Origin of the sequence: Mycolicibacter heraklionensis (assembly GCF_001021505.1) — a bacterium.
Classification (GTDB): domain Bacteria; phylum Actinomycetota; class Actinomycetes; order Mycobacteriales; family Mycobacteriaceae; genus Mycobacterium; species Mycobacterium heraklionense.
Window position 1 is genome coordinate 56797 of record NZ_LDPO01000009.1, and the last position, 23396, is coordinate 80192.

At 68.6% G+C, this 23396-nt stretch carries 19 protein-coding genes; 12 read left to right on the forward strand and 7 right to left on the reverse strand.

Features of this window, described 5'->3' with window-relative positions:
- Positions 1 to 3: 3 nt before the first annotated feature.
- Positions 4 to 1089 (forward strand): S-(hydroxymethyl)mycothiol dehydrogenase, encoded by a 1086-nt coding sequence (locus ABW16_RS12425; protein ID WP_047319488.1) that lies wholly within the window; start codon positions 4 to 6, stop codon positions 1087 to 1089.
- Entirely contained in the window at positions 1086 to 1718 is a 633-nt protein-coding gene (locus tag ABW16_RS12430; protein ID WP_047319489.1) for an MBL fold metallo-hydrolase, read from the forward strand. Before ABW16_RS12425 ends, ABW16_RS12430 begins: the two co-directional genes overlap by 4 nt.
- A 3-nt stretch (positions 1719 to 1721) precedes the next feature.
- Here ABW16_RS12430 and ABW16_RS12435 read toward each other — a convergent pair whose 3' ends face one another.
- Entirely contained in the window at positions 1722 to 2438 is a 717-nt protein-coding gene (locus tag ABW16_RS12435) for an SHOCT domain-containing protein (RefSeq protein WP_047319490.1), read from the reverse strand.
- An 82-nt stretch (positions 2439 to 2520) separates the two neighbouring features.
- Here ABW16_RS12435 and ABW16_RS12440 point away from each other — a divergent pair, with 82 nt between their 5' ends.
- Positions 2521 to 3597: a class I SAM-dependent methyltransferase gene (locus tag ABW16_RS12440; RefSeq protein WP_047319491.1), complete on the forward strand. Its 1077-nt coding sequence runs from the start codon at positions 2521 to 2523 to the stop codon at positions 3595 to 3597.
- On the opposite strand, the gene ABW16_RS27755 is transcribed toward ABW16_RS12440, so the two are convergent.
- Positions 3594 to 5114, reverse strand: a complete 1521-nt coding sequence (locus tag ABW16_RS27755) for an Hsp70 family protein (protein ID WP_052956881.1) — start codon at positions 5112 to 5114, stop codon at positions 3594 to 3596. The genes ABW16_RS12440 and ABW16_RS27755 overlap by 4 nt on opposite strands.
- A 151-nt stretch (positions 5115 to 5265) precedes the next feature.
- On the opposite strand from ABW16_RS27755, the gene ABW16_RS12450 reads away from it, so the two are divergent.
- The 3 genes from ABW16_RS12450 (at position 5266) to ABW16_RS12460 (ending at position 8094) form a co-directional block, all read left to right on the forward strand.
- Positions 5266 to 6513, forward strand: coding sequence for an MFS transporter (locus ABW16_RS12450; RefSeq protein ID WP_047319492.1), 1248 nt, complete (start codon positions 5266 to 5268; stop codon positions 6511 to 6513).
- 154 nt (positions 6514 to 6667) lie between these two features.
- A complete protein-coding gene (locus ABW16_RS12455; protein WP_082134088.1) occupies positions 6668 to 7342 on the forward strand; it encodes a cutinase family protein in 675 nt (224 codons plus the stop codon).
- 92 nt (positions 7343 to 7434) lie between these two features.
- Positions 7435 to 8094, forward strand: a complete 660-nt coding sequence (locus ABW16_RS12460) for a cutinase family protein (RefSeq protein ID WP_109519579.1) — start codon at positions 7435 to 7437, stop codon at positions 8092 to 8094.
- Positions 8095 to 8150: 56 nt separating this feature from the next.
- On the opposite strand, the gene ABW16_RS12465 is transcribed toward ABW16_RS12460, so the two are convergent.
- From ABW16_RS12465 to ABW16_RS12475, 3 genes are read right to left on the reverse strand one after another with little or no spacing between them, the layout of a single operon-like run.
- Positions 8151 to 9710, reverse strand: coding sequence for an acetolactate synthase large subunit (locus ABW16_RS12465; protein ID WP_047319493.1), 1560 nt, complete (start codon positions 9708 to 9710; stop codon positions 8151 to 8153).
- A 55-nt stretch (positions 9711 to 9765) separates the two neighbouring features.
- Positions 9766 to 11148, reverse strand: coding sequence for an FAD-binding oxidoreductase (locus ABW16_RS12470; protein ID WP_047319494.1), 1383 nt, complete (start codon positions 11146 to 11148; stop codon positions 9766 to 9768).
- A 6-nt stretch (positions 11149 to 11154) separates the two neighbouring features.
- Positions 11155 to 13515: a Tex family protein gene (locus ABW16_RS12475; RefSeq protein ID WP_047319495.1), complete on the reverse strand. Its 2361-nt coding sequence runs from the start codon at positions 13513 to 13515 to the stop codon at positions 11155 to 11157.
- Between the two features lie 183 nt (positions 13516 to 13698).
- Between ABW16_RS12475 and ABW16_RS12480 the strand changes: the two genes are divergently transcribed.
- Both ABW16_RS12480 and ABW16_RS12485 read left to right on the forward strand, forming a co-directional pair.
- A complete protein-coding gene (locus ABW16_RS12480) occupies positions 13699 to 15081 on the forward strand; it encodes an HNH endonuclease signature motif containing protein (protein WP_047319496.1) in 1383 nt (460 codons plus the stop codon).
- 45 nt (positions 15082 to 15126) lie between these two features.
- Positions 15127 to 15837 (forward strand): ankryin, encoded by a 711-nt coding sequence (locus ABW16_RS12485; protein WP_052956882.1) that lies wholly within the window; start codon positions 15127 to 15129, stop codon positions 15835 to 15837.
- Here the strand turns inward: ABW16_RS12485 and ABW16_RS12490 are convergent.
- Together ABW16_RS12490 and ABW16_RS12495 are read right to left on the reverse strand one after the other, a co-directional pair.
- Positions 15828 to 17408: a class I adenylate-forming enzyme family protein gene (locus ABW16_RS12490; RefSeq protein WP_047319497.1), complete on the reverse strand. Its 1581-nt coding sequence runs from the start codon at positions 17406 to 17408 to the stop codon at positions 15828 to 15830. The genes ABW16_RS12485 and ABW16_RS12490 overlap by 10 nt on opposite strands.
- Positions 17409 to 17437: 29 nt before the next feature.
- A complete protein-coding gene (locus ABW16_RS12495) occupies positions 17438 to 18274 on the reverse strand; it encodes an SDR family oxidoreductase (RefSeq protein WP_047319498.1) in 837 nt (278 codons plus the stop codon).
- A 112-nt stretch (positions 18275 to 18386) separates the two neighbouring features.
- Here ABW16_RS12495 and ABW16_RS12500 point away from each other — a divergent pair, with 112 nt between their 5' ends.
- From ABW16_RS12500 to ABW16_RS12515, 4 genes are all read left to right on the forward strand, one after another.
- Complete coding sequence (locus ABW16_RS12500) at positions 18387 to 19499, forward strand: glycoside hydrolase 5 family protein (protein ID WP_047319499.1); 1113 nt, start codon at positions 18387 to 18389, stop codon at positions 19497 to 19499.
- A 95-nt stretch (positions 19500 to 19594) separates the two neighbouring features.
- Positions 19595 to 21370 carry a serine/threonine-protein kinase gene (locus tag ABW16_RS12505; RefSeq protein WP_047319500.1) on the forward strand — a complete coding sequence of 592 codons (1776 nt, stop codon included), beginning with the start codon at positions 19595 to 19597 and terminating at the stop codon, positions 21368 to 21370.
- A 111-nt stretch (positions 21371 to 21481) separates the two neighbouring features.
- Positions 21482 to 22558, forward strand: a complete 1077-nt coding sequence (locus tag ABW16_RS12510; protein WP_052956883.1) for a DUF1942 domain-containing protein — start codon at positions 21482 to 21484, stop codon at positions 22556 to 22558.
- 149 nt (positions 22559 to 22707) lie between these two features.
- Complete coding sequence (locus tag ABW16_RS12515; protein ID WP_047319580.1) at positions 22708 to 23388, forward strand: MPT63 family protein; 681 nt, start codon at positions 22708 to 22710, stop codon at positions 23386 to 23388.
- Positions 23389 to 23396: the final 8 nt, after the last annotated feature.

Below are 23396 nucleotides of genomic sequence, written 5' to 3' on the forward strand. Positions count from 1 at the left end.
CCCATGAGTCAGACAGTGCGCGGGGTGATCTCCCGTGAAAAGGGCAAGCCGGTCGAGATGACCGACATCGTCATCCCCGATCCCGGTGCCAACGATGTCGTCGTCGCCATCACCGCCTGCGGGGTCTGCCACACCGACCTGACCTACCGCGACGGCGGTATCAACGACAGCTACCCATTCCTGCTGGGCCACGAGGCCTCCGGCACCGTCGAGTCCGTGGGATCGGCCGTCACCGCGGTCGAGCCCGGCGACTTCGTGATCCTGAACTGGCGCGCGGTGTGCGGACAGTGCCGCGCCTGCAAGCGCGGCCGCCCGCACCTGTGCTTCGACACCTTCAACGCCTCGGTTCCGATGACCCTGACCGACGGCACCGAACTCACCCCGGCACTGGGCATCGGGGCGTTCGCCGACAAGACCCTGGTTCACGAAGGTCAGTGCACCAAGGTCGATCCGAGCGCCGACCCGGCGGTGGCGGGACTGTTGGGCTGCGGGGTGATGGCCGGTCTGGGTGCGGCGATCAACACCGGCGGCGTCACCCGCGACGACACCGTGGCGGTGATCGGATGCGGCGGCGTGGGCGACGCCGCGATCGCCGGTGCGGCCCTGGTGGGTGCCCGGCGCATCATCGCCGTCGACACCGACAACACCAAACTGAACTGGGCCCGTGAATTCGGCGCCACCCACACCATCAACGCCCGTGAGCTCGACCCGGTGGAGACCATCCAGGACCTCACCGACGGTTTCGGTGCCGACGTGGTGATCGATGCGGTCGGGCGCCCGGAGACCTGGAAGCAGGCGTTCTACGCCCGTGACCTGGCCGGAACCGTTGTGCTGGTGGGCGTTCCAACCCCGGACATGCAACTGGAGATGCCGCTGATCGACTTCTTCTCCCGCGGAGGGTCGCTGAAGTCGTCCTGGTACGGCGACTGCCTGCCCGAACGTGACTTCCCCACCCTGATCAGCCTGTACCTGCAGGGTCGGCTTCCGCTGGAGAAGTTCGTCTCCGAACGCATCGGGCTGGGCGATGTCGAGAAGGCATTCCATCGCATGCACGGCGGCGAAGTGCTGCGGTCGGTCGTGGTGCTGTGAGCGCCGGCAGCCCGATTCAGCGGGTCGTCACCCACGGCACATTCGAACTCGACGGCGGCAGTTGGGAAGTCGACAACAACATCTGGATCGTCGGTGACGATTCCGATGTGGTGGTCTTCGACGCCGCGCACGACGCGGCCCCGATCATCGACGCCGTCAACGGGCGCAACGTGGTGGCGGTGGTTTGCACGCACGGCCACAACGACCACATCACCGTGGCGCCGGAGCTGGGACGAGCGCTCGACGCACCGGTGCTGCTGCACCCCGGCGACGACATGTTGTGGCAGATGACGCACCCGGACAGTGACTTTCGTGCCGTAGCCGACGGCGACACGCTCACGGTCGGAGGCTTGGAACTGCGGGCACTGCACACCCCCGGTCACTCGCCGGGCTCGGTGTGCTGGCATGCGCCGGACCTGGGCGCGGTCTTCAGCGGCGACACCCTGTTCTGCGGCGGCCCGGGGGCGACCGGCCGCTCGTTCTCGGACTTCCCGACGATCTTGGCGTCGATCTCCGGGCGGCTGGGCGAACTGCCGGCCGAGACTGTCGTCTACACCGGACACGGCGACAGCACGCGGATCGGTGACGAACTGGTCCACTACGACGAGTGGGTGGCGCGCGGCCACTGAGCCTCAGTGCCCGCGCAGGATTCGCCGCTTCTCTTCGGCGAACTCCTTTTCGGTCAGCGCTCCGGAATCACGCAGCGCCGTGATCGTCTTGAGCTGCTCGATGCGGATTCCTTCGCCCTCGGGAACGAACCGGTCGTGGCCGAAATCTGTTCCGCTGCCGACAGTCTCCGTCGGCGAGCGGCGACGGCGTGCCGTCAACAACCGGCCTGCGACCAGATCCACGAGACCGAGAGCGAAGACCACCGGAAACACCCAGAGCAGCGTCGAGTGGCCGGCGGGCTTTCCGAATGCCAGCCGCGGAGCGATATATGCCCCGACCTGCCCGTCGGTGGCGATCTGGTAGTCGCCGGCCTCGGCTACGTAGATCCGCCACAGCCGCCGCCGCGTGTCGTTGTTGACCGTGGTGGTCATCCCGACGCTTTCCTGGAACTCTGGATCGGGCACCCCGTCCGGTGGCGTCACCGTCACGCTGATCGGTGGCACCGGCAGTCCGCCACCAGTGGGACTGGAGATGACCCGGGTGTGCAGATTCACCGTCACCTCGCCCGCCGGCAGATGTACCCGGCCCGTGCCCGGAATCGGCACCTCGCCGTAGGCGTCGTAGCGGTCCAGCACAAAGACATTGAGAATCAGCGCAACCACAAAGCCGATCACGCCGATGGTCATCAGGCCGGCCGCCACCACGACCGGAATGCGTCCGATCGCCCGCTGCGCGCTCACTTACGGAAGTGTGCCACGGATTGCCGATAGCGCTACCGTCAGTGGTGATATCGATGACGGTTCGCTCCGGTCGGAGGTGCCCATGCCAGAGTCGAGCATCGTGGTCCGTCCCGAGCCCGGCGGCGCTCCCTCGAGCCGGCTGCAGGCGGCCGGACTGGCCCACGCCACCGGTGTGTTCGAACAGCTCGCGGCGACGGTTCCGCTGCCATCCGCGCCGCTTCCGATCGTCGTCGCCGACTATGGCGCCGCCACCGGCTACAACTCACTGCTTCCGATCGGCGCCGCCATCGCCGCCTTCCGCCGGCGGACCCGGCCAGACCATGCCGTGTTGGTCGCCCACACCGACCTGCCGGACAACGACTTCACCGCGTTGTTCACCACGCTGGCAGAGGATCCCGACAGCTACGTCCGCAAGGACACGGCCAGCTTCCCGTCGGCGATAGGCCGGTCGTTCTACGCCCAGATCCTGCCCTCGCAGAGCGTCACCCTGGGTTGGACGTCCTGGGCGACCATGTGGCTGCGCCGGCCCGCCGCGGAGCTACCCGGATTCGCCGACCACGTCCACGTCGAGCACAGCGACGACGACGCCGCGCGGCGCGCCTACGCGCGCCAGGCCGCCCAGGATTGGCATGACTTCGTGGCGTTCCGCGGCCGGGAATTGAGCCCCGGCGGGAAGCTGCTGGTGTTGACCGCAGCCGTCGACGCCGCGGGACGATCGGGCTACCGGCCGCTGCTCGATGCGATCGTCGCGGTTCTCGACGAGCAGGTGCGCGAGGGCCGACTGACCCGGGACGAGGTCGCCCGCATGGCGATCCCGGTGCTCGGCCGCAGCGAGAAGGAACTTCGCGCGCCGTTCGCCCCCGCCGGGCGGTTCGAGTCGCTGACGATCGAGCGGCTGGAGGTGTTCGACGCCGAGGACCGGTTCTGGGACCGATACCTGCTCGACGGCGATGCGGTTGCGCTCGGCGCCCAGTGGGCCGCCTTCGTCAGCGCCGCCGTATTCCCCACGCTGGCCGCCGGGTTGACCGGCGGGACCGACGATCAGCGCGCAGCCGACTTCGTGCGTCACCTGGAAGCCGGCGTCGCCGCCCGGCTCGCGAGCAACCCGCAGCAGGTGCAGATTCCGCTGGCGCTGGTCGTTCTGGCCAAGCAGCGCTAAGGGCTGACCGGGCTCTCTGTGGGTTCTGGGGCCGGGGTCTCCGGAAACTCGGGCAGAGTCGGCGGAATGGTTTCGGGGCTGGGCGCGAACGCCGGCGGCGGCTCGACCGTCGGTGACGGTGTGGTGGTGGTGGTGGAGACGGTGGTCAGCACGCCGGAGTCCGGTCCGGTGTCGGCGGCATGCCGCAGCACCAGCACGGCGACCGTGCCCAGCAACATCGCGACCAGCGCAGCCAGGATCACCACCGCGACCGGCCGCTGATACCACTCCACGCCACCCTGGCCGCCGATCACGTCGGGTTCCGGTGCCGTAGGCTGGCGTGGCGGAACGGGAGCCGGGCGAGCCGGCGGTGGCGTCACCAACGGTTGCAGCCCCGCATCCGGGGCACTTTCGGGGGTCGGCGGCGGAGCGTGCTCCGGCGGCGGGACCGAATCGGGGAACGGTGGCGGCGCCACCGGCGGCGGCGCCTTCTTCGGGATGGTCACCACATTGCCGGCGACGCTCAGCGCGGCGCCGATAGCCGCCGTCAACTGTGGTCGCGGCGAGCTGATTACGGCGGCCCCAAAGCGTTGCGACAGGCCGGTGGTGACCGTCGGCATGTTCGCCCCACCGCCAACCGACACGATCGCCGACAGCGCATCGGGAACAATCTCGTTGTCGTCCAAGGTGTCCTGCAAGACCGTGAAAAAGCCGTCAAGGGGCTGGCGCAGGGCCTCGTCGAGTTCTGCGCGGGTCAGCCACACGCCGCCGTGGAACCCCGCGAGTTCGGCCACCGTCTCGGACGACAGCTGTTCCTTGGCGTCACGGCATTGGCTGCGCAGCCGGGTCAGCGACCCCACCGTCGGAGGCCCGTCGCCGTTGCCACCCAGATCGGCGACCACGTGATCCAGCAGCGCCTGATCGATCACGTCTCCGGACAAGACGGTGCTGCGGCGGGTGGCGCTGATCGGTTCGAAACCGCGGCCCGCGTCGACGAGGGTGACATTGGTTCCGCTTCCCCCGAAGTCGCACACCGCGATGATCCCGTGGTCTGGTAGACCCGGATTCGCTTGCAGCGCAGTCAAAACTGCCGTCGTATCGGAGATCAGCGACACCGGATGCTGCGCCCACTCCGAAACCCGCCCCAGCGCGGTGCGCAGCGCACCGACCGCGTCACGCGACCAGTGCGCGGGATAGGTGACCGCCACCGCCGGCGGTATCGGACGTCCCTCGGTCACCGCATAGGCCAGGGCATGCAACCCATCAGCGAGCAGTTGCTCGGCACGGTGGGTAGACCCGTCACTCGCCACCACCGGCCTACCGCCGCCGACCCGATCCACGAAGTCGGTCACCACGAGTCCACGGTCGTGCAGGTCAGAACTCACCGCGGAATTCTCCGAGGGCATGCCGATTTGGGATGGCCGATCCCGGAACAGCGTCAGCACGGGCCGACGGGTGATCGCGCGGTCGGCGGTTACTGCCGCCAATGTGGTCGCCCCGACGGACATCCCCAACGCGGGGCCTGTCTCTTGCGCCATGCTGTCCCATCCACGGTGTCATCCGGCGATCAGAACGCACCGGTCCGCGCAATTTTATCGATGAATATCCGATATACCCGGTATTGCAGCGCCGTTGGTGCGCCGGAGAAGGGCCACCGACGGCCACTCCGGACGTCTAGCATCTGGTCATATGCGCGCGCCGAGCCCCGGTGCATCCCGCCCGGCGTTGAGTGCCTGGCGGTTCGTCACGGTGTTCGGCACCGTCAGTCTGCTGGCAGATTTCGTCTACGAGGGCGCTCGTTCCATCACCGGGCCGCTGCTGGCGTCATTCGGCGCCACCGGCCTGGTGGTCGGCACCGTGACGGGGGTCGGCGAGGCCGCCGCGCTCGGCCTGCGACTGGTGTCGGGGCCGCTGGCTGATCGGACCCGACGCTTCTGGGCCTGGACGATTGCCGGGTACGTCCTGACCGTGCTGACCGTGCCACTGCTCGGTGTTGCCGGCACGCTCTGGGTTGCCTGCGCCTTGGTGATTGCCGAGCGGGTCGGCAAGGCGGTCCGCAGCCCCGCCAAAGACACCTTGCTGTCGCACGCGACCAGTGCCACCGGCCGTGGCCGGGGCTTCGCCGTGCATGAAGCGCTCGACCAGGTAGGTGCGGTGATCGGTCCGTTGACCGTGGCCGCGGTGCTGGCACTCACCGGCGGCGACTACGCCCCCGCGCTGGGTGTGCTGGCGTTACCCGGTGCCGCAACGCTGGCCCTGCTGGTCTGGCTGCGGCTGCGGGTGCCCGAGCCCGCGAGCTACGAACCCGGCGCGGCGCGCGCCCACCCGACGCGCGGCGACGCCGGGCGGTTGCCGGCGGTGTTCTGGCGGTACTGCGGGTTCGTCGCGCTGACGATGATCGGTTTCACGACCTTCGGCTTGGTGTCGTTTCACCTGGTCAACCGCGGTTTGCTGCCGGCGGCAGCGGTCCCGGTGCTGTATGCGGCGGCCATGGTCGCCGACGCGCTGGCGGCGCTCGCCTCGGGGTGGTGCTATGACCGGTTCGGCGGCAAGGTCTTGTTTGCCCTCCCGATTCTGTCGGCTGCCGTCGCGGTGTTCGCCTTCGCCGGAAACGTCCCCGCGGTGGTGGCCGGGGCGCTGCTGTGGGGTGCCGCGGTGGGCATTCAGGAGTCGACGCTGCGTGCCGTGGTCGCCGACCTGGTCGCACCGGGGCGCCGGGCCAGCGCCTACGGGGCATTCGCCGCCGCGCTGGGCGGGGCCGCCGCGGCCGGCGGAGCGCTGACCGGCTGGCTCTACGACGTATCGGTCCACACGTTGATGGCGTCGATCGTGGGAATCCAACTGCTCGCGCTCACTGTCGGGGGTGTGTCCAAAGTTTGCTCGGGCGACAATCGCCGGAAGTCATCTCACCGACACCAGACAGACATCTCCCAGTAACCAGCGACCGTTCGGAGCCGATCTCAGTTTTGACTCAGATCTTCGCTATGAGCCACTCAGCGTCCTGCTCATCAGTGGGTCAGCCTTCACTGAATACGTTCACTGCCAGGGGTGTCTGCTGCACACGACACGATTCTTATGCCACCATGTACCGGTGAACCCACGTCGGATACTTCGTTCCCTCGGTGTTGTTCTGGCCCTGACCTGGCTGCTGCACAGCACCGCCGCCATCCCTGCCCCTGCCTCCGCCGAGCCGTGTCCCGATGTCCAAGTATTGTTTGCTAGAGGCACCGGTGAGGAAGCCGGCCTCGGCGAGACCGGGCAAGCATTCGTCAACTCGCTACGGGCCCGGTTGCCGGACCGTCCGGTGGACGTCTACGCGATCGACTACCCGGCCACCAATGACTGGCCGACGGGCATTGAGGGCATCCGTGACGCCACCGCCCACATCGAGGCCACTGCGGCGAACTGCCCCAAGACCAAGATGGTGCTCGGCGGCTTCTCGCAGGGCGCCGCGGTGATGGGCTTCTCCACCGCCAACGCCATCCCAGACGGCGTGGAAGGGGTCGATATACCACGGCCAATGCCCCCGGAAGTGGCAGACCACGTCGCCGCCGTGGTGCTCTTCGGAACTCCGAACGACCGGGCGATGAATTTCCTCGGCCAGCCGCCCTTGGCCATCGGCCCGGCGTATACCGCCAAGACCATCCAGCTGTGTGCGCCCGAAGACCCGGTCTGCTCCGAGGGACTGAACTTCTCCGCGCACGCACCGGGCGCCTACGACGGGATCGCAGACGAAGGCGCGGCCTACGCGGCAAACCGGCTCTAACCACCGTGTTCGCCCCGCAGGACCAGCTTTGCGGTTTGCTGATTCACGACCCGCGGGCCACCGGCACGACCGGGGCATGTCAGCATTTAAGGATGAATTTGCGTAACACTGTTCGCACCTTCGCTGCCGTGGTGATGCTCACCGGAACCCTGGTGGCCGCGCCGATGGGCATTCCCACCGCAGCCGCAGAGCCCTGCCCGGACGCCGAAGTGGTGTTCGCCCGCGGCTCCGGTCAGCCCGTCGGACTCGGTGACGTCGGTGAGGCCTTCGTCGGTTCCCTGCAGGAGCAGTTGCAGGGCGTGAACGTCAACGTCTACCCGGTCGAGTACCCGGCGAGCACCGATTACCACAACAGCGCGGTCCTCGGTGAGAGTGACGCCACCGCCCACATTCAGGGCACGGTCGCCAACTGCCCCAAGACCAAGCTCGTGCTCGGCGGCTACTCCCAGGGCGCCAGCGTCATCGCGATGTCCAGCAATGCGCTGCCGGCTCCGGTCGCCAACCACGTGGTCGCGGTGGCACTGTTCGGCCCGCCGTCGAGCCCGTACTCCACCTCGTTGTGGGGAGGTCCGCTGCCGGTCCTCGCCGCGTCCTACCGCCCGAAGACCATCGACTTCTGCCTGGCGGGCGACATCTACTGCGAAGACAGCGGCAGCGTCGTCCCGCACCTGATGTACGTGCAGGACGGCAAGACCGTGGAGGCCGCGACATTCGTGGCGAATCGGGTCACGGGCGGCCAGAGCGTCAGCTAGCACGCTCGGCCGGACCGAAGCCGGCCACGGCGGCGGGTCAGAGCACCGTCGTCCGGTCAGAACAGGGTCGGGATCCGCGCATCGATCAGGTGCGGTCCCGGCTCGGCCACGGCCCGGCGGAACTGTTCGGCGAGTTCCTCGCAGGTGGTGGCTACCGTCGCCGGCACCCCGAAGCCCTCGGCGATCTTCGCGAAGTCCATATTCGGCCGCGACAGGTCGAGCAGATCGTTTGCTTTCGGCCCACCGCCCTGCGCACCCACCCGGGCCAGTTCCAGGCGCAGGATCGCATACGAGCTGTTGTTGATCAGCACCGTGGTCACGTTCAGGTTCTCGCGCGCCATCGTCCACAACGCGGAGATGGTGTAGGCCGCACTGCCGTCGGCCTGCAGCGCGATCACCGGCCGGTCCGGTGCGGCCACGGCCGCACCCAGAGCGACCGGCAGACCCTGCCCGATCGCGCCGCCGGTCAGCGTGAGCACGTCGTGACGTGGCGCGCCGGCGGTGGCCGCGGGCAGCATCAGGCCCGAGGTGTTGGACTCGTCGGAGATGATCGCGTTGTCAGGCAGCAGTGCCCCGATCACCTGTACCCAGTTCTGCGGGGTGAGCTGCCCGGTCGGGAGTTCGGGGACGGCGGCGGGTGCCGGCCGCGGCTGCACGCCGGAAGCCACCGCATCGGCCAGCTGCTCGAGTGCGGCCACCACATCGGTCTCGAGGCCGGCCAGGTTGTGTACGACGCAACCCTCGGGAACCAAGTCACTGGGCTTGCCGGGGTAGGCGAAGAACGACACCGGAGCCCGCGTGCCGGCCACCACCAGGTGCTTGATGCCGTCGAGTTGGAAGGCGGCCTGCTCCGCCAGGTAGCCAAGCCGGTCGATCGCCGGGACCCCGGCGCCGCGGACGAGCCGGGCCGGGAAAGTCTCGACCAGAGCACGAGCACCGGTTGCGGCGACTATCCGGTCGGTGGCCTCCAGAGCGCGTACATCGGCGACAGCGGGCCCGCCGATCAGGATCGCCACCAGCTCGCCGCTGCCCAGCACGGCGGCAACATCGGCGACGGCCTGTGCGTCGGGAGCAGCCGCGGGGACCGGTTCGACCGGCCCGGCCGCCTGCGCGCCGTCTTCCCAGGAGATGTCGGCGGGCAGAATCAGGTTGGCGACCTGTGCCGGACTGGCCAGTGACTGCGCGACCGCTTCGGCGGCGTCGCGCCCCACGTCGCCGCCGCTGCCGGTGCGGCGCACCCAGCCGTGGGTCCAGTCGGTCAGCGGTTCGATGTCGGATTCCAGCGGCGCGTCGTACTTCTTGTGGTACGTGGCGTGATCGCCGATGACGTTGACCACCGGCACGTGCGCCCGGCGGGCGTTGTGCAAGTTGGCCAAGCCATTACCCAGCCCGGGCCCCAGGTGCAGCAGGGTGGCAGCGGGCTTTCCGGCCACCCGGGCATACCCGTCGGCGGCACCGGTGACCACGCCTTCGAACAGGCACAGCACCCCGCGCATCTGCGGCACCGAATCCAAGGCGGCCACGAAATGCATCTCGGAAGTACCGGGATTGGCGAAGCAGACCTGAACCCCGCTGTCGACCAAAGTGGCGATCAGGGCCTGTGCTCCGTTAGTCATGTGGCTGCCTTTCTTGCCGGGCACCGAAGTATGCGGGACGCGCGCGATCTGCTGCCTATAGAAGCACGCCCGGATTGAGGATCCCGGCGGGGTCGAAGGCATCCTTGATTCGGCGCATCAGGGCGATCTTGACCGGATCCTCCAGCTCCAGGAAATGCTGCGTCTTGAGCCGTCCCAGGCCGTGCTCACCGGAGATGGCGCCGCCGAGGGCCATCGCGGCCGCGAAGATGTCGTGCAGCAGCCGGTGGCGGACGTCGTCGTCGGCGCAGAACACCGCCAGGTGGACGTTACCGTCACCGGCGTGTCCGCAGCCGACCACACCGGCACCCGCCGACTGGGCGAATTCTTGTGCCTTGCTGAGGAACTGGTGCATCTCGGCCCGCGGTACCACCACGTCGATGACATCGTGGGCCCCGGCGGCCTTGGCCGTCCAGAACGCTTTCTCGCGGGCTTCGATCAGGGCGTGCGCTGAATTACCCTCCAGCACATAGACATCAATGGCCCCCAGCGAGCCCAGCAGTTCGCCCAGCATGGCCACGTCGTCATCGAGGCGCTCACGGTCGCGGTTCTCCACCCCCACCACCAGGTACGCCTCCGCGGTCTCACGCACCGCGTCGGGGATGCCCAGGTTCAGGTTCTGCGAGTAGCTGATCGCGGCCAGGGTGAGTTTGTCGACGTATTCCAGGATCACCGGGTCCACGCCGCTGCGCACCGCCGCCGGCACCGCACGCAGCACCGCGGGCAGATCCGGAAACGGCGCCAACAGCGTGGCGGAGTGCCCAAGGCGGGGATAGAGCCGCACGGTGACCTCGGTGGCCAGCGCGCAGGTGCCCTCGGAGCCGATGATCAGCTGGGTCAGGTCATAACCGGTGGACAGCTTGGTGATTCGGCCGCCGGTGCGGATCAGCTCGCCGGTCGGCAACGCAGCCTGCAGGCCGAGCACGTTGTGCCGCGTGACCCCGTACTTGACCGCGCGCATGCCGCCGGCGTTGGTACCGACGTTTCCGCCGACACTGGCGGACAGTTCGCCCGGGAAGACGGTGTACATCAGCCCCGCCTCGGCCGTCGCGGTGTCGAGGTCGGCCAAGGTGACACCGGGTTGCACCACCGCGACCTGATTGTCGGTGTCGATCTCCAGGATCGCGTTCATCCGCTCGAAGGAGATCAGCAGACCGTCGGGGCACGGCCGCGCGCCCGCGGACATGCCGGTGCCGGATCCGCGGGCGGTCACCGGAACCTTGGCTTCGGTTGCCGCGGCCAGCAGCGCCGCAACCTGCTCGGCGGTCTGTGGGCGGGCGACGTAGCGCGGCGTCACCGGCGCTCCGACCAGCGCCTCGTCGTGGGCGTAGTCGGGACCGATCTGCTCGCCGGTCAGCAGTCCGCCTGCACCCACGATGTCGGCGAACTGCTGTGCGACGCCGTTGTCTTGCGTGGCCATCCGTCCCTACTTTCCAAATCCGGCGTCACGTAGCGCCTGAGCCATCGACCCGCCTGCCGGTGCCGCATCCCGGCGCCCGGCACCGTTGCCGGGACGCCGCCCACGATTCTGCTTGGCGTTGTCACCGCGCGCAGCCGGTTTGGCCGCCGGGCCGCGGGAGGATGTGCCGGGCTTGTCCGCCGGCTTGTCCGCCAGCCGCAGACTGAGCCCGATGCGCTGGCGGTCGACATCGACGTCGACGACCTTCACCTTCACCACCTGTCCGGAACGGACCACCTCGTGCGGGTCGGACACGAAGCGGTCGGCCATGGCCGAGACGTGCACCAGACCGTCCTGGTGCACCCCGATGTCGACGAACGCTCCGAAGGCGGCGACGTTGGTCACCACCCCCTCCAGGACCATGCCCACCTTGAGGTCGGCCACCTTCTCCACGCCCGCGGCGAAGGTCGCCGTCGAGAACGCCGGCCGCGGGTCACGTCCCGGCTTCTCCAACTCGGCGAGGATGTCGGTCACGGTCGGGACCCCGAACCGGTCGTCGGCGAAGTCGCCGGGTTGCAGCGACCGCAGCAATCGTTCGTCGCCGATGATCTCGGCCAGCGACACTCCCGAGCGGTCCAGGATGCGCCGGACCACCGGGTAGGCCTCGGGATGCACCCCCGAGGAGTCCAGCGGGTCGTCACCGTCGCGGATGCGCAGGAAACCGGCGCACTGCTCAAATGCCTTGGGCCCCAGCCGTGGCACGTCGAGCAGGGCGGCCCGGCTGCGGAACGGCCCGGTCTGGTCACGGTGCGCCACGATGGCCTCAGCCAGTGACTCCGACACCCCGGACACTTTGGCCAGCAGCGGGGCCGAGGCGGTGTTGAGGTCAACACCCACGGCGTTCACCGCGTCTTCGACCACCGCGTCGAGGCTGCGCGCCAGGGTTCCCGGTGTCACGTCGTGCTGGTACTGGCCGACGCCGATGGACTTCGGTTCGATCTTGACCAGTTCGGCCAGCGGATCCTGCAGTCGCCGCGCGATCGACACCGCCCCGCGCAGCGTGACGTCCAGATCGGGGAGCTCGTGCGCGGCGTAGGCCGACGCCGAGTACACCGAGGCGCCGGCCTCGCTGACCATCGCCTTGGTCGGTGCGGGAGCACCGGCGGCCTTGAGGTCGGCGATCAGCTCGGCGGCCAGGGCGTCGGTCTCGCGCGACGCGGTGCCGTTGCCGACCGCGATCAGGTCGACGCCGTGCCGGGCCACCAGTGCGGCCAGTGCCGCCTTGGCCTGATCCCACTGTTTCTGCGGTTGGTGCGGGAAGATCGCGCAGGTGTCGACGACCTTGCCGGTGCCGTCGACGACGGCGACCTTCACCCCGGTGCGAAAACCCGGGTCCAACCCGAGCGTGGTGCGGTTGCCCGCCGGTGCGGCCAGCAGCAGGTCTTTGAGGTTCTTGGCGAACACCGCCACCGCGTCCTGTTCGGCGCGTTGCTTTAGGCGCATCCGCGCGTCAACTGCTGCCGAGAACGCCAGCCGGGTGTCCCATGCCCACCGAACGGTGTCTGCCAGCCAGGGCGTCGCCTTACCGGGGGCCGTCATGTCCACACCCAGCGACTTGGCCACCATCGCCTGGTAGGGCTCGTTGTCGCCGCCGTCGAAGGACAGCGCCAGGGCGTCTTCCTTCTCACCCCGCAACACGGCCAGCACCCGGTGCGACGGCATGGTCTCCAGCGCTTCGCTGAACTCGAAATAGTCCCGGAATTTCTGTGCCGCAGCACTTTTCGCAGCGTCTTCGGAGCGCGGCGCGGTTGTCAGCGAGCCGGACGACCAGAACTTCTCCCGGACCGCGCCCACCAGCTCGGCATCCTCGGCGGCGCGTTCGACCAGGATGGCGCGGGCACCCTCCAGCGCGGCCGCGGCGTCGGCGACCTCCTCGCCGGTGTACTCCGAAGCGAGCTGCTGCGGGTCCAGTGCCGGATCGGCCAGCAGCCGGTCGGCCAGCGGCTCCAGGCCCGCCTCCCGCGCGATCTGTGCCTTGGTGCGGCGCTTGGGTTTGTAGGGCAGGTAGATGTCCTCGACGCGAGCCTTGGTGTCGGCCGACAGCAGCGCGTTTCGCAACTCGTCGGTGAGCTTGCCCTGCTCCTCGATCGAGGACAGCACCGCGGCCCGGCGGTCGTCGAGCTCGCGCAGGTAGCGCAGCCGCTCTTCCAGGGTGCGCAACTGGCCGTCGTCGAGGCTGCCGGTGACCTCTTTGCGGTAGCGGGCGATGAACGGAACCGTCGCCCCCTCGTCGAGCAGCGCGACGGCGGCCGCGACCTGCCGTTCGGCTACTTCGAGTTCGTCGGCAAGGCGGGCGTTCACCGGTTTGAGGGTCAGGTTCGCGGTCACGCCGACGGACCCTACCGAACGCCGCTGACAGTTCCTGGGTGCGGCACGGCGTGCTGGATCACCATCAGCTTGAACAGCGTTGCCGCCAGGCAATTTCGGGTGATTCATCCACAGTTGCCCGGTTCATCCACAGATCAGCGTTCGAGCCCCGGTATTCGCACAAACGTTCGATAACCTGGGGATGTGTCTGATCAGGTCCTTCCCCCCGCTGCGGCGGCGCGCGCGGCTATCCGCGCGGATCTGACACTGATCGACGACGCCCAGGCACGGCTGAGGGCGGCCGACACGGACCTGGTCGGCAACGCGTTTCGGGTCGAAATGGCCGAACACCTCGAAACCCAACACCGTGTCAATCGCGGCCTGTCCTACCGCATCTTCGGCGAGATCGCCGACCCTGCCGACGGCCCCGACGACCCCCGGCTACCCGCAGACACCAAGATCGCCGACCTGCTGTGGTCACGCCTGCGCATCACCCGCGCCGAGGTCCGACGCCGCTTCCGCATCGCCGCCCGCATCCGGCCGCGCCGCAATCTCACCGGACCCCCGACTCCGCCGGAGCTGCCCGACGTCGCCGCCGCGGTCGAGGACGGCCGGATCGGTGATGACCACATCAAATCCGTTACCAGCGCCCTGGACCAGCTACCCGCGAGTATCGCACCGGCCGACCGGGAGGCCGCCGAACGCACCCTGGTTCGCCACGCCACCGAACAGGACGCCGCCTTCGTCACCATCATGGGTCACGCCATCGCCGATGTCCTCAACCCCGACGGCAACTTCACCGACGAGGACCGAGCGCGCCGCCGCAACCTCGTCCTGGGTCGCCAAGGCCCCGACGGGATGAGCCGGCTATCCGGCTGCATCGACCCCGAAACCCGCGCCTATCTGGAGGCCGTCATGGCTGCGGTACGCCCCGGCCACCGGCGGCCCGGTAACTCTGAAGAGCGCGATACCCGCTCATCGGGACAACGCGACCACGACGCACTCAAGCTCGCGCTGCGCCACAGCATCGAGTTCGGCTCCATGGGCACCCACCGCGGGGTTCCCGTGACCGTCATCGTCACCACAAAACTCGCCGACCTCGACCAGGCGGCCCGCGCCATGACCGACCCGGATATCCCGATGCCGGCTCCGGCCCGTACCGGCGGCGGCAGCCGCCTTCCGATGCGTGATCTGATCCGCATGGCGGCCAACTCGATTCACTATCTCGCGGTGTTCGACAACCACTCCGAGCGGCCGCTGTATCTGGGCCGCAGCAAACGCATCGCCACGCTGGATCACCGGATCATCTGCCACGCTCGCGACCGCGGCTGCACGAGGCCGAACTGCACCGAGCCCGGCTACCACTGCGAAGTTCACCATTCGACCGACTGGGCACACGATGGCCGCACCAACGCCGACGAGCTCTACTTCGCCTGCGGCGGCGACCACGGCGCTGCCACCCGCGGCGACCTCCAGACTCACGTCACCGAGCAAGGCCGACTGGCGTGGACCGACGGCACCGGCCCGCCCCAGATCAACCATCTCCACCACCCTGAGGAACTTCTCGATGACGTCGAAGACCCATAGCGGCGGACTCAAGCGCCGCGGCCCAAACCGCGAGAAGATGTCACCGTGACGACCTACGCCGAGATCCGCAACAACGCGCCGCTCTGGCCGGGTGTGATGGACCGCGCACTGCTCGGCAATCGGCAAGCGCAAGCCGCCCTATACCTGGCCGACATGGCCAAGCGGGGCAAGTGGAGCACGGTGATCCGTGAGCTCGACCGCGGCGATCACGTGGTCGATATCAAGGCATGGCGGCCGGGAGGCAAGTCCTGGCTGACGGTGCTGCATCAGGCCGGCTGGCACGGCGCGTCCCCGGACGTCGCGTCCTGGCTGATCGAGCGGGGCGCGCTGCGCTCACAACCGGACGCCGCCGGTCGCACCGCCTATGACCTCGCCGTCGAGCACCGGCGGTCGGCCGAACTGCTGGAGGTGCTCCAACCGCCGCCGGCGCCGCTGGACCACGACCGGATCGCTGCGCTCAACACTCAGCTCACCGCCGTGATCGACGACCTGATCCAACACCTGTTCCGGGGTGGCGACCTGCGCCAGATGCTCCGCTATCCCCCGGTCGAGGTGCTGCACGAGCTGCCCAGAAGACAACTGTGGTTCCCAGTGCCGTATCTGTGGGGCGGATTCCGGATCGGTCTGCGCGACAACGACATCGAGATGGTCGGCGGCTATCGAGAACTCGACCCGGTCGGTGACGTGCACGTTGCGACGGTCGGCTATCTCATCACACCCGAGGGCCCGTCGCAGGTCTACGAAGGCTATGAATAGCCGCTAATCTCGCGCAACTGTCCCTTCGCGATCTTGCCGCCGGATGAGCGCGGCAACTCGTCGATGACGACAAGGCGTTCCGGCAACAGCTCTTTGGACACCCCGAGTGCCAGCAGGTGCTCGACGAGTTCGGCCAACTCGAGGGTGCCGCCGTCCGCGCGTGCCACCTCGGCGAGTTCGGCGTAGACGCAGACTTTTTCGCCGAACACCTCGTCGCGCATCGGCACCGCCGCGGCCACCGCGATCGCCGGATGGGTCATCACCGCGTCTTCGACCTGGGCGGCGCTGATGTTCTTGCCGCCGCGCAGAATGAAATCCGATGTCCGGCCGGTGACGCTCAGATAGCCGTCGGCGTCGATCTCGCAGATGTCCCCCATGCGCATCCAGCCATCGGCGGTGAACAGCTTGTCGTGATCGACGCCGTTCAAGTAGCCGAGGCTGGTGGCCGGCCCCCGGCAGGCGGGCTGCCCACGGCCGGTGTCGGTCACGTCGGTGTTGCCGTCCTCGCCGCCGAAGAGCCGGACCGCCATCTCGCCGACGATTCGCCCACCGGTCCGCAACCGCCGCTCCAACGAGTCGTCGAGGGTGGTGGCGCTGAGCACCCCGGTCTCGTTGGAGCCGTAGAACTGCAGGATTTTCGCCCTGGTGAGCTCCTCGAACTCCGCGGCCGGCCGGTAGGGCAACGCCTCCCCGCCGGTGAACACCACCCGCAACGAGCTCAAATCGAACTCGCGACTGGCCGGATCCGCCATCATCATGGTCAATTGCGTGCTGACACAGCACAATACGGTGACCCGGTGACGTGCTATCGCGGCACAGGTCGCGGCTGCGGTGAATCGGTCCAGCAGGATCGCCGTAGCGCCGAGGTGAATCGGGGTGGTGTGGCTGGTCCAGAGGCCGAAACCGAACGGCGTGGGAATGATCGGCAGGAAGACGTCCTCGGGGCTCAGTTGCCCGTTGGCGACGGCCAGCTGGTGAAAGTAATGCCAGCGATTCTGGGTGTGCACCACGCATTTGGGCAGTCCGGTGGTACCGGAGGTGGAGTTGATCAGGAAGACGTCATCCGGTCCGAGTTGCGGTCCCGGCACACCGATTTCGGCGGCGGTTTGCAGCTCGTCAATGCTCAGCGCTGCGATCTCGAGTCCGGCCGCGGCGGCGTGCCGCTGCTCGTCGGTGATCAGCAGCCGGGCCTGCGAGGCGGCCAGGATCGCGGACACCTCCCGGGTTCCGGCCCGTGCACCAATACCGACCACTACCGCCCCGCACCGCTCGATCGCCACGAACAGCACGTGGATGGCCGCGGAATCGCGATGCCACACCGCGATCCGGTCTCCGGGACGAACCCCGCCACCTGCCAGCCGCGTCGCCAACTCCTGCGCCGCGATGTCGAATTCCGGCCAGGTCAAGCCTGCACCCAGGTAGTCCACATAGGCGTCCCGGGCGGGGAATCTCTGGGCATTGCGGCGCACCGCGTCCGACAGCGTGGTCTGCGACCACCAGCCGACGGCGTGATAGTGGGCGGCCTCGGCGGCGGTGTAAGCCGGTGATTCCCAGTCGATCTCGGGAGACATCGTCGCTCACCGCCTTCGGTCACTCGATATCAGTAGATGTAGTCTTCGCCGCTCGCTCGCACGGTGATGTCGCTGATACTGATACCCCAGGGCTGGTCGATGACGTGCACCACCGCCTCGGCGAGGTCTTCGGGGGTGATCAGCCAGTACCTCACCGAGTCGATGTCGGTCTGCTCGGGGTCCAGGGTGCCCTCGGCGAACGCGGTGACCGACCGCATGTAGCTCTCACCGCGGGAGCCGACGATCCCCATGATCGCCGCGCCGTTGACCACTCCTCTGCCGAGGTTGGTGCCCAGAACCCCGGTCGGCTTGACCGTGGTCACCTTGATTTTTCCCTTCGCCTCGCTGCGCAGCGAGTCCGATAGGACGGTGACCGCGGCCTTGGTCGCGCTGTAGACGCCCGAGCCGGCCACACCGGCGTTGCCGTAGATCGAGGAGATGTTGACGACATGGCCGCGGCCCTGCTCGATCATCTGGTCGTAGACCGCCGAAATGCCGTTCACCACGCCCTTGATGTTGATGTCGATCGCCCGGTGCCAGTGCTGCCAGGCCTTCTCGTGATCGGCGAAATAGGCCAGCGGCATCACACCGGCGTTGTTGACGATGACGTCCACCGCACCGAAAGTCTGCACCGCGTGTCGCACCGCGGCTTTCATCTGCTCGATGTCGGTGACGTCGGCCACCTGATAGGTACCGGACAGGCCGGCCTCGCGGATCCCGTCGAAGACCGCCGCAAGGTTCTCGGCACCGATGTCGACGCCGACAACGCGGGCCCCGGCGGCGGCGCACTTCTCCGCGATCAGTTTGCCGAATCCGCCCCCGGCACCGGTGATGACGACGACCTTGTCCTGCAGGTGCTGCGACATAGTCGGCCAGTTTAGGTGGCCGCTGTCGCGCCAGTTGTCACCGCCCGATTTGCTCGGCGACAGGCCGAGTGTTCGGACGTCCGGTAACGGGTCCGGACGTTATGTTTACTTCGTGAAGCGTCGAACGGCACTGGGGCTACCCCTCCTGCTGGCGGCGGGTCCCACCTTGAGCCGGCTCCCGCGGGCCGGCGCGGACCCCGGCCGGTGGTCGATCGACCGGGTAAATCGCTGGTACCAGGCGCAGGGTTGGCCGGTCGGCTCCAACTACATCACCTCCACCGCGGTCAACCAGCTCGAGATGTTCCAGCCGAGCACCTTCGACCTGCGCCGGATCGACGCCGAGTTGGGCTGGGCCCGGTCGGCCGGCTTCAACACCGTGCGGGTGTTCTTGCACGACCAGCTGTGGGCCGCCGATCAGCGGGGCTTTCAATACCGGCTGGGCCAGTTCGTCGCGGTCGCCGCTCGCCACCGCATCAAGCCGATGTTCGTCCTGTTCGACTCCTGCTGGGACCCGCACCCCAAGGCCGGACCACAGCTGGCCCCCCGAGTCGGCATCCACAATTCGCGATGGGTGCAGAGTCCCGGAGCCGAACGGCTCGGAGACCGCAGCTACTACCGAACCCTGTATGACTACGTCACCGGTGTGATGACCCAGTTCCGGTACGACGAACGGGTGCTGGCTTGGGACCTGTGGAACGAGCCGGACAACATGGCCCGCGAGTACAGCTCCGTCGAACGGTCGGACAAGCTGGATTACATCAGTGACCTGCTACCCCAGGTGTTCAGTTGGGCGCGTTCGGTCGACGCCCGTCAGCCGCTGACCAGTGGGATCTGGGAGGGCTCGCGGCAGGGCAGCACGATCGTCAACACCCAGCTCAACAGCTCCGACGTCATCACGTTCCACTCCTACGACAAGCCGGCGACGTTCAGTGATCGCATCGCCGAACTGGCGCCCCTGGGTCGGCCGATGATGTGCACCGAATATCTGGCCCGCACCCGTGGCAACACCATCGACGGGATTCTGCCGATCATGAAGCGCCACAATGTGGGCGCCTACAACTGGGGATTCGTCGCCGGGCGAACGCAGACCTACCTGCCGTGGGACTCCTGGGACCATCCCTACACCGCGGAGCCGCAGGTCTGGTTCCACGACCTGGTGCAGCCCACCGGTCGCGCGTACCGGAATCTGGAGATCATGACGATCAGCAATCTCACCGGCCGCTGACCAGCCCCATACCTGCGATGTTGGCGCTACCGGCTGATAGCGGCGCGGTTCAGTGATGAAATCATGGGCGGCAATGTCGTCGTGAGGAGTCGGTGATGGGCGAGACCGCGTCGGGTTCGCGGGCTGGGTCACGGGTGGGGCGTTACCTCCTCAAACGACTGCTGGGACGCGGCACCACCGGTGAGGTCTACGAGGCGGTCGACACCCACAAGGACCGCGCCGCCGCGGTCAAACTGCTGGCGCCGGCGTTGGGCGGGAATCCGGCGTTTCGCGAGTGGCTGCAGCGTGAGGCGCTCGTGGTCGGGCGGGTGCAGGAGCCGCACGTGGTCCCGGTTCGCGACTACGGCGAGCTCGACGGCCAGGTGTTCATCGATATGCCGCTGGTTGCCGGAGCCGACTTGGCCGCGCTGTTGAAACGGAACGGCGTACTGCCCCCGTCGCGTGCGGTGAACATCGTGTGGCAGGCGGCGTCGGCCCTGGATGCCGCGCACGGCGCCGGGGTGATCCACCGCGGCGTCAAACCGCGCAACATCCTGGTGACCAGTGACGACTTCGTCTATCTGGTGGATTTCGGACTGGCCGGCGCGCCCGGGGCCGACGCGGCCGACGCCCAGAATGCGGGCGCCCGCTGGAAGTACGCGGCGCCGGAGCTGTTCTCCGGCAGTGACTTCGGCCCGGCCGTCGACATCTATGCGCTGACGTGCGTGCTCTACCAGTGCTTGACGGGTTCGCCGCCGTACCGGGCCGACAGCCTCAAGATGCTGGCCAATGCGCATCAGAACAAGCCGATTCCGCGGCCCAGCCTTGCCGGGGCGACCATCCCGGCCGCCTTGGACGAGGTCGTCGCCAAAGGTATGGCCAAGGACCCGCAGGAGCGTTATGCCAGCGCCGCGGAGCTCGCGACCGCCGCCTATCAGGCGCTCAGCGCGCCCGATCAGCACCGGACACTGCAGATTTATGAGGCCAGCCAGCAGTCCACTCCGCCGCTGATCGAGCAACCTCAGCCGGGCTCGCCACCGGTGGAACCGACCGAGGTGCCTGCTGCCGAGCCACCGGTGCCGCCCGCCGCGACGGCCGAGGTTCCCCCGGACCCCGTGCACGAGGTGCCGACGGTCCCCGAGGCGCAACCAACCCAGTCGGTCCCGCCGCCAGCCGAGCCCACCCCGATTCCCGAGCCCGTGACCGCGGCGCGTCCCACCGGTCATCCCGGCCTGCCCCGGGTCTCGACCACCGCCGACGACTGGTTCAGTTCGTCCCGGCCACCGCGCCTGTCTCACGATCCCGCAAAACGCAAGCTGCTGCTGCGGATCGGGGCGGCCCTGATCGTCGTCGTGGGGTTGATCGCCTGGATGACGAGCCGATCGGGCTCCGACGAGCTGGGAGCCGGCGGCGACACCTCGCGGTCCGCCGCGGGGGCGAGTCAGCCCACGACGACCATGTCGTCGGCCGAGGCGCAGGCCCGTCTGCTCAAGCTGCTGCCGTCGGGCTATCCGCAGGACACCTGCACGTCGACCCCGCCGTCGGCCGGCGCCATCGCGGAGGTCACGTGTGGCCGCAACGTCGACCTCGACGGCCCGCCCGCGGCGACCTACTCGCTGTTCCCCGATGCCGGTGCGCTGCGCCAGAGCTTCGACAGCACGGTGCAGGCCACCACCGTCGTCACCTGTCCGGGCCGGATCCAGTCGCCGGGCCCCTGGCACCGCACCGCCACCCCGGACAAGACGGCCGGGACGCTGCTGTGCGGCATGCGGCAGGGGTCTCCCGTGCTGGTCTGGACCAACGATGCCAACCTGACTATCGGCTCACTGCGAACCGAACGCGCCGCCCCCACTCTGGAGCAGTTCTACACCTGGTGGAGTTCGCATTCCTGACCGCCGATCCTGGCGACGCGAATAACCGCAGCCGTCAAATCCGTTAGGATTTTCCACTTGGAGTCACTGCATCACCTTCGAGATCCAGTCGAGCCGAGGAGTCAACCAATAATGAAGTTCTTCACAACTGCCGTGGCAGCCGCGGGCGCGTTGGCCGCAGCAGGTGCCGTCACCGCCGCGACCGCCAGTGCGGACGCCGGCGACGTCGCCCCCTCGACCCACCCGATCGGCACCCAGGGCACGGTGGAGAACGGGGGTGTCATCCAGGGCTGGACCGTCAGTGACCTGCGCCCCAGCTCCGACGCCATCCCCTACCAGCCTCGCGGCACCCTGTGGGAGGCCACCGCCACCGACGTGGCGATCCAGGGCACCGTCACCCCGGTGATCGCCAACCTGGGTGCGCGTTCAGCGAGCGGTCAGACCTACCCGGCGCTGTTCGGGGTGCCCACGGCGCAGGGCGTGAACCCGGCCAACCTGACGCAGGGCCAGAAGACTAGCGGCAAGGTCTACTTCGACGTCACCGGCGACGCGCCCAACAGCGCGGTGTACCAGTTCGCCGGCCACGACCAGCTGGTTTGGACCCCCGCCGCACCGACCACGCCGACCGGCGGTTCGTCGGGTCCGGCGGCCACCGGTTCGCAACGGGCTTCCGGTCCGGCGGCCACCGGCGCGAAGCCCGCCCAGTCAGGCACCCAGGGCGCTCCGGCTGCTACCGACACCACCCCGGCTGCAGCCGGCAGCCAGGGCACCCCACTGCCCGCGAGCAGCCAGGGCACCCCACTGCCGGCTGAGGCCGACGGCACTCCCGCCGCTGCCTCCGGCTCGGAGGCCGCGGGCTCCTCAGGCACGGCGGGCACGTCGGGCACCTCGGGCACACAAGCCCAGGGCACCGCGGGCAGCGCCGAAGCGTCGACTTCCGCCAGCGGCCCGGCACCGTCCTCGCAGCAGACCCCGGGTACCCCGAGCCAGTCGGAGGCCTCGGCTGCCGCCGGCAGCTCGGGTACGCCGCTTCCCGCCGAGGCCCCCGGTGCTTCGACGACGGAGGCGACCGGCACGACCGGCACGACAGGCACTGGTTCGGAAGGCACCGCTTCGGCCGCGGCCGGAAACCAGGGCACGCCGCTTCCGGCGGCCACCCCCGGCACCCCGGCGGCCAGCGGCGCGAACACCTCGACCGCTTCGCACTGACCGAAGTTCTCTCGCCAGGCCGGCCCGACCTCCACTACCGCGAGGTCGGGCCGGACTCGTTCCTGGGTAGCCTGGTCCCCAGCCCGTTACGATTGAAGTACTTGAGTACCAATGTCGTCGGCATGCAGCCGATTTGAGGAGACAGTCCCATGAAGTCCATCTCGACCGCCCTGGCCGCGGGAGCACTGGCCGCCGCGGGCGCCCTCACCACCGGGATTGCCGGCGCGGACCCTGACCCGGCCCCGGCGCCCGCCCCTGCCACCCAACCGATCGGCACCCAGGGCACCGTGCCCGAAGGACCCGGAGTCCACGGCTGGACGATCAGCGATCTGCGGCCCAGCTCGGACGCCATCCCCTATCAGCCCCGCGGCACCCTGTGGGAGGCCACCGCCACCGACGAGGCGATCCAGGGCGCCGTCTTTCCGATCGTCGCCAACCTCAGTGCCCGTTCGGCCAGCGGCCAGAACTACCAGGCTTTGTTCACCGTGCCCACCGCACAGGGCATCGCTCCCGCCGCCCTGACTCAGGGCCAGAAGGCCAGCGGCAAAGTCTACTTCGACGTCACCGGCGACGCCCCCAACAGCATGGTGTACCAAACCGGCGGCAACGATCTGATCCGTTGGGTGGCGCCGGCGCCCCAGGCTCCGCCGCAGCCCCAAGCCCCCGCCGGCGGGTCGCAGGTCCCGGCCACCGGAGGCAGCAACCGGGCGCCTGCCGCACCGGCTCGTCCCCCGGCGTCGCGGCCCGCGCACCCCGCACCGTCAGCGCCGCCGTCCGGCAGCTCCGGGACTCCGCTGCCCGAGGGCAGTTCCGGTACCCCGCTGCCCTGATTCAGCGG

Excerpts from the sequence above, each read along its gene's own strand:
- ABW16_RS12425 (WP_047319488.1), top strand. The coding sequence starts at position 4 with ATGAGTCAGACAGTGCGCGGGGTGATCTCCCGTGAAAAGGGCAAGCCG.
- ABW16_RS12440 (WP_047319491.1), top strand. The coding sequence starts at position 2,521 with ATGCCAGAGTCGAGCATCGTGGTCCGTCCCGAGCCCGGCGGCGCTCCC.
- ABW16_RS27755 (WP_052956881.1), bottom strand. The coding sequence starts at position 5,114 with ATGGCGCAAGAGACAGGCCCCGCGTTGGGGATGTCCGTCGGGGCGACC.
- ABW16_RS12450 (WP_047319492.1), top strand. The coding sequence starts at position 5,266 with ATGCGCGCGCCGAGCCCCGGTGCATCCCGCCCGGCGTTGAGTGCCTGG.
- ABW16_RS12460 (WP_109519579.1), top strand. The coding sequence starts at position 7,435 with ATGAATTTGCGTAACACTGTTCGCACCTTCGCTGCCGTGGTGATGCTC.
- ABW16_RS12465 (WP_047319493.1), bottom strand. The coding sequence starts at position 9,710 with ATGACTAACGGAGCACAGGCCCTGATCGCCACTTTGGTCGACAGCGGG.
- ABW16_RS12470 (WP_047319494.1), bottom strand. The coding sequence starts at position 11,148 with ATGGCCACGCAAGACAACGGCGTCGCACAGCAGTTCGCCGACATCGTG.
- ABW16_RS12490 (WP_047319497.1), bottom strand. The coding sequence starts at position 17,408 with ATGTCTCCCGAGATCGACTGGGAATCACCGGCTTACACCGCCGCCGAG.
- ABW16_RS12495 (WP_047319498.1), bottom strand. The coding sequence starts at position 18,274 with ATGTCGCAGCACCTGCAGGACAAGGTCGTCGTCATCACCGGTGCCGGG.
- ABW16_RS12505 (WP_047319500.1), top strand. The coding sequence starts at position 19,595 with ATGGGCGAGACCGCGTCGGGTTCGCGGGCTGGGTCACGGGTGGGGCGT.
- ABW16_RS12510 (WP_052956883.1), top strand. The coding sequence starts at position 21,482 with ATGAAGTTCTTCACAACTGCCGTGGCAGCCGCGGGCGCGTTGGCCGCA.
- ABW16_RS12515 (WP_047319580.1), top strand. The coding sequence starts at position 22,708 with ATGAAGTCCATCTCGACCGCCCTGGCCGCGGGAGCACTGGCCGCCGCG.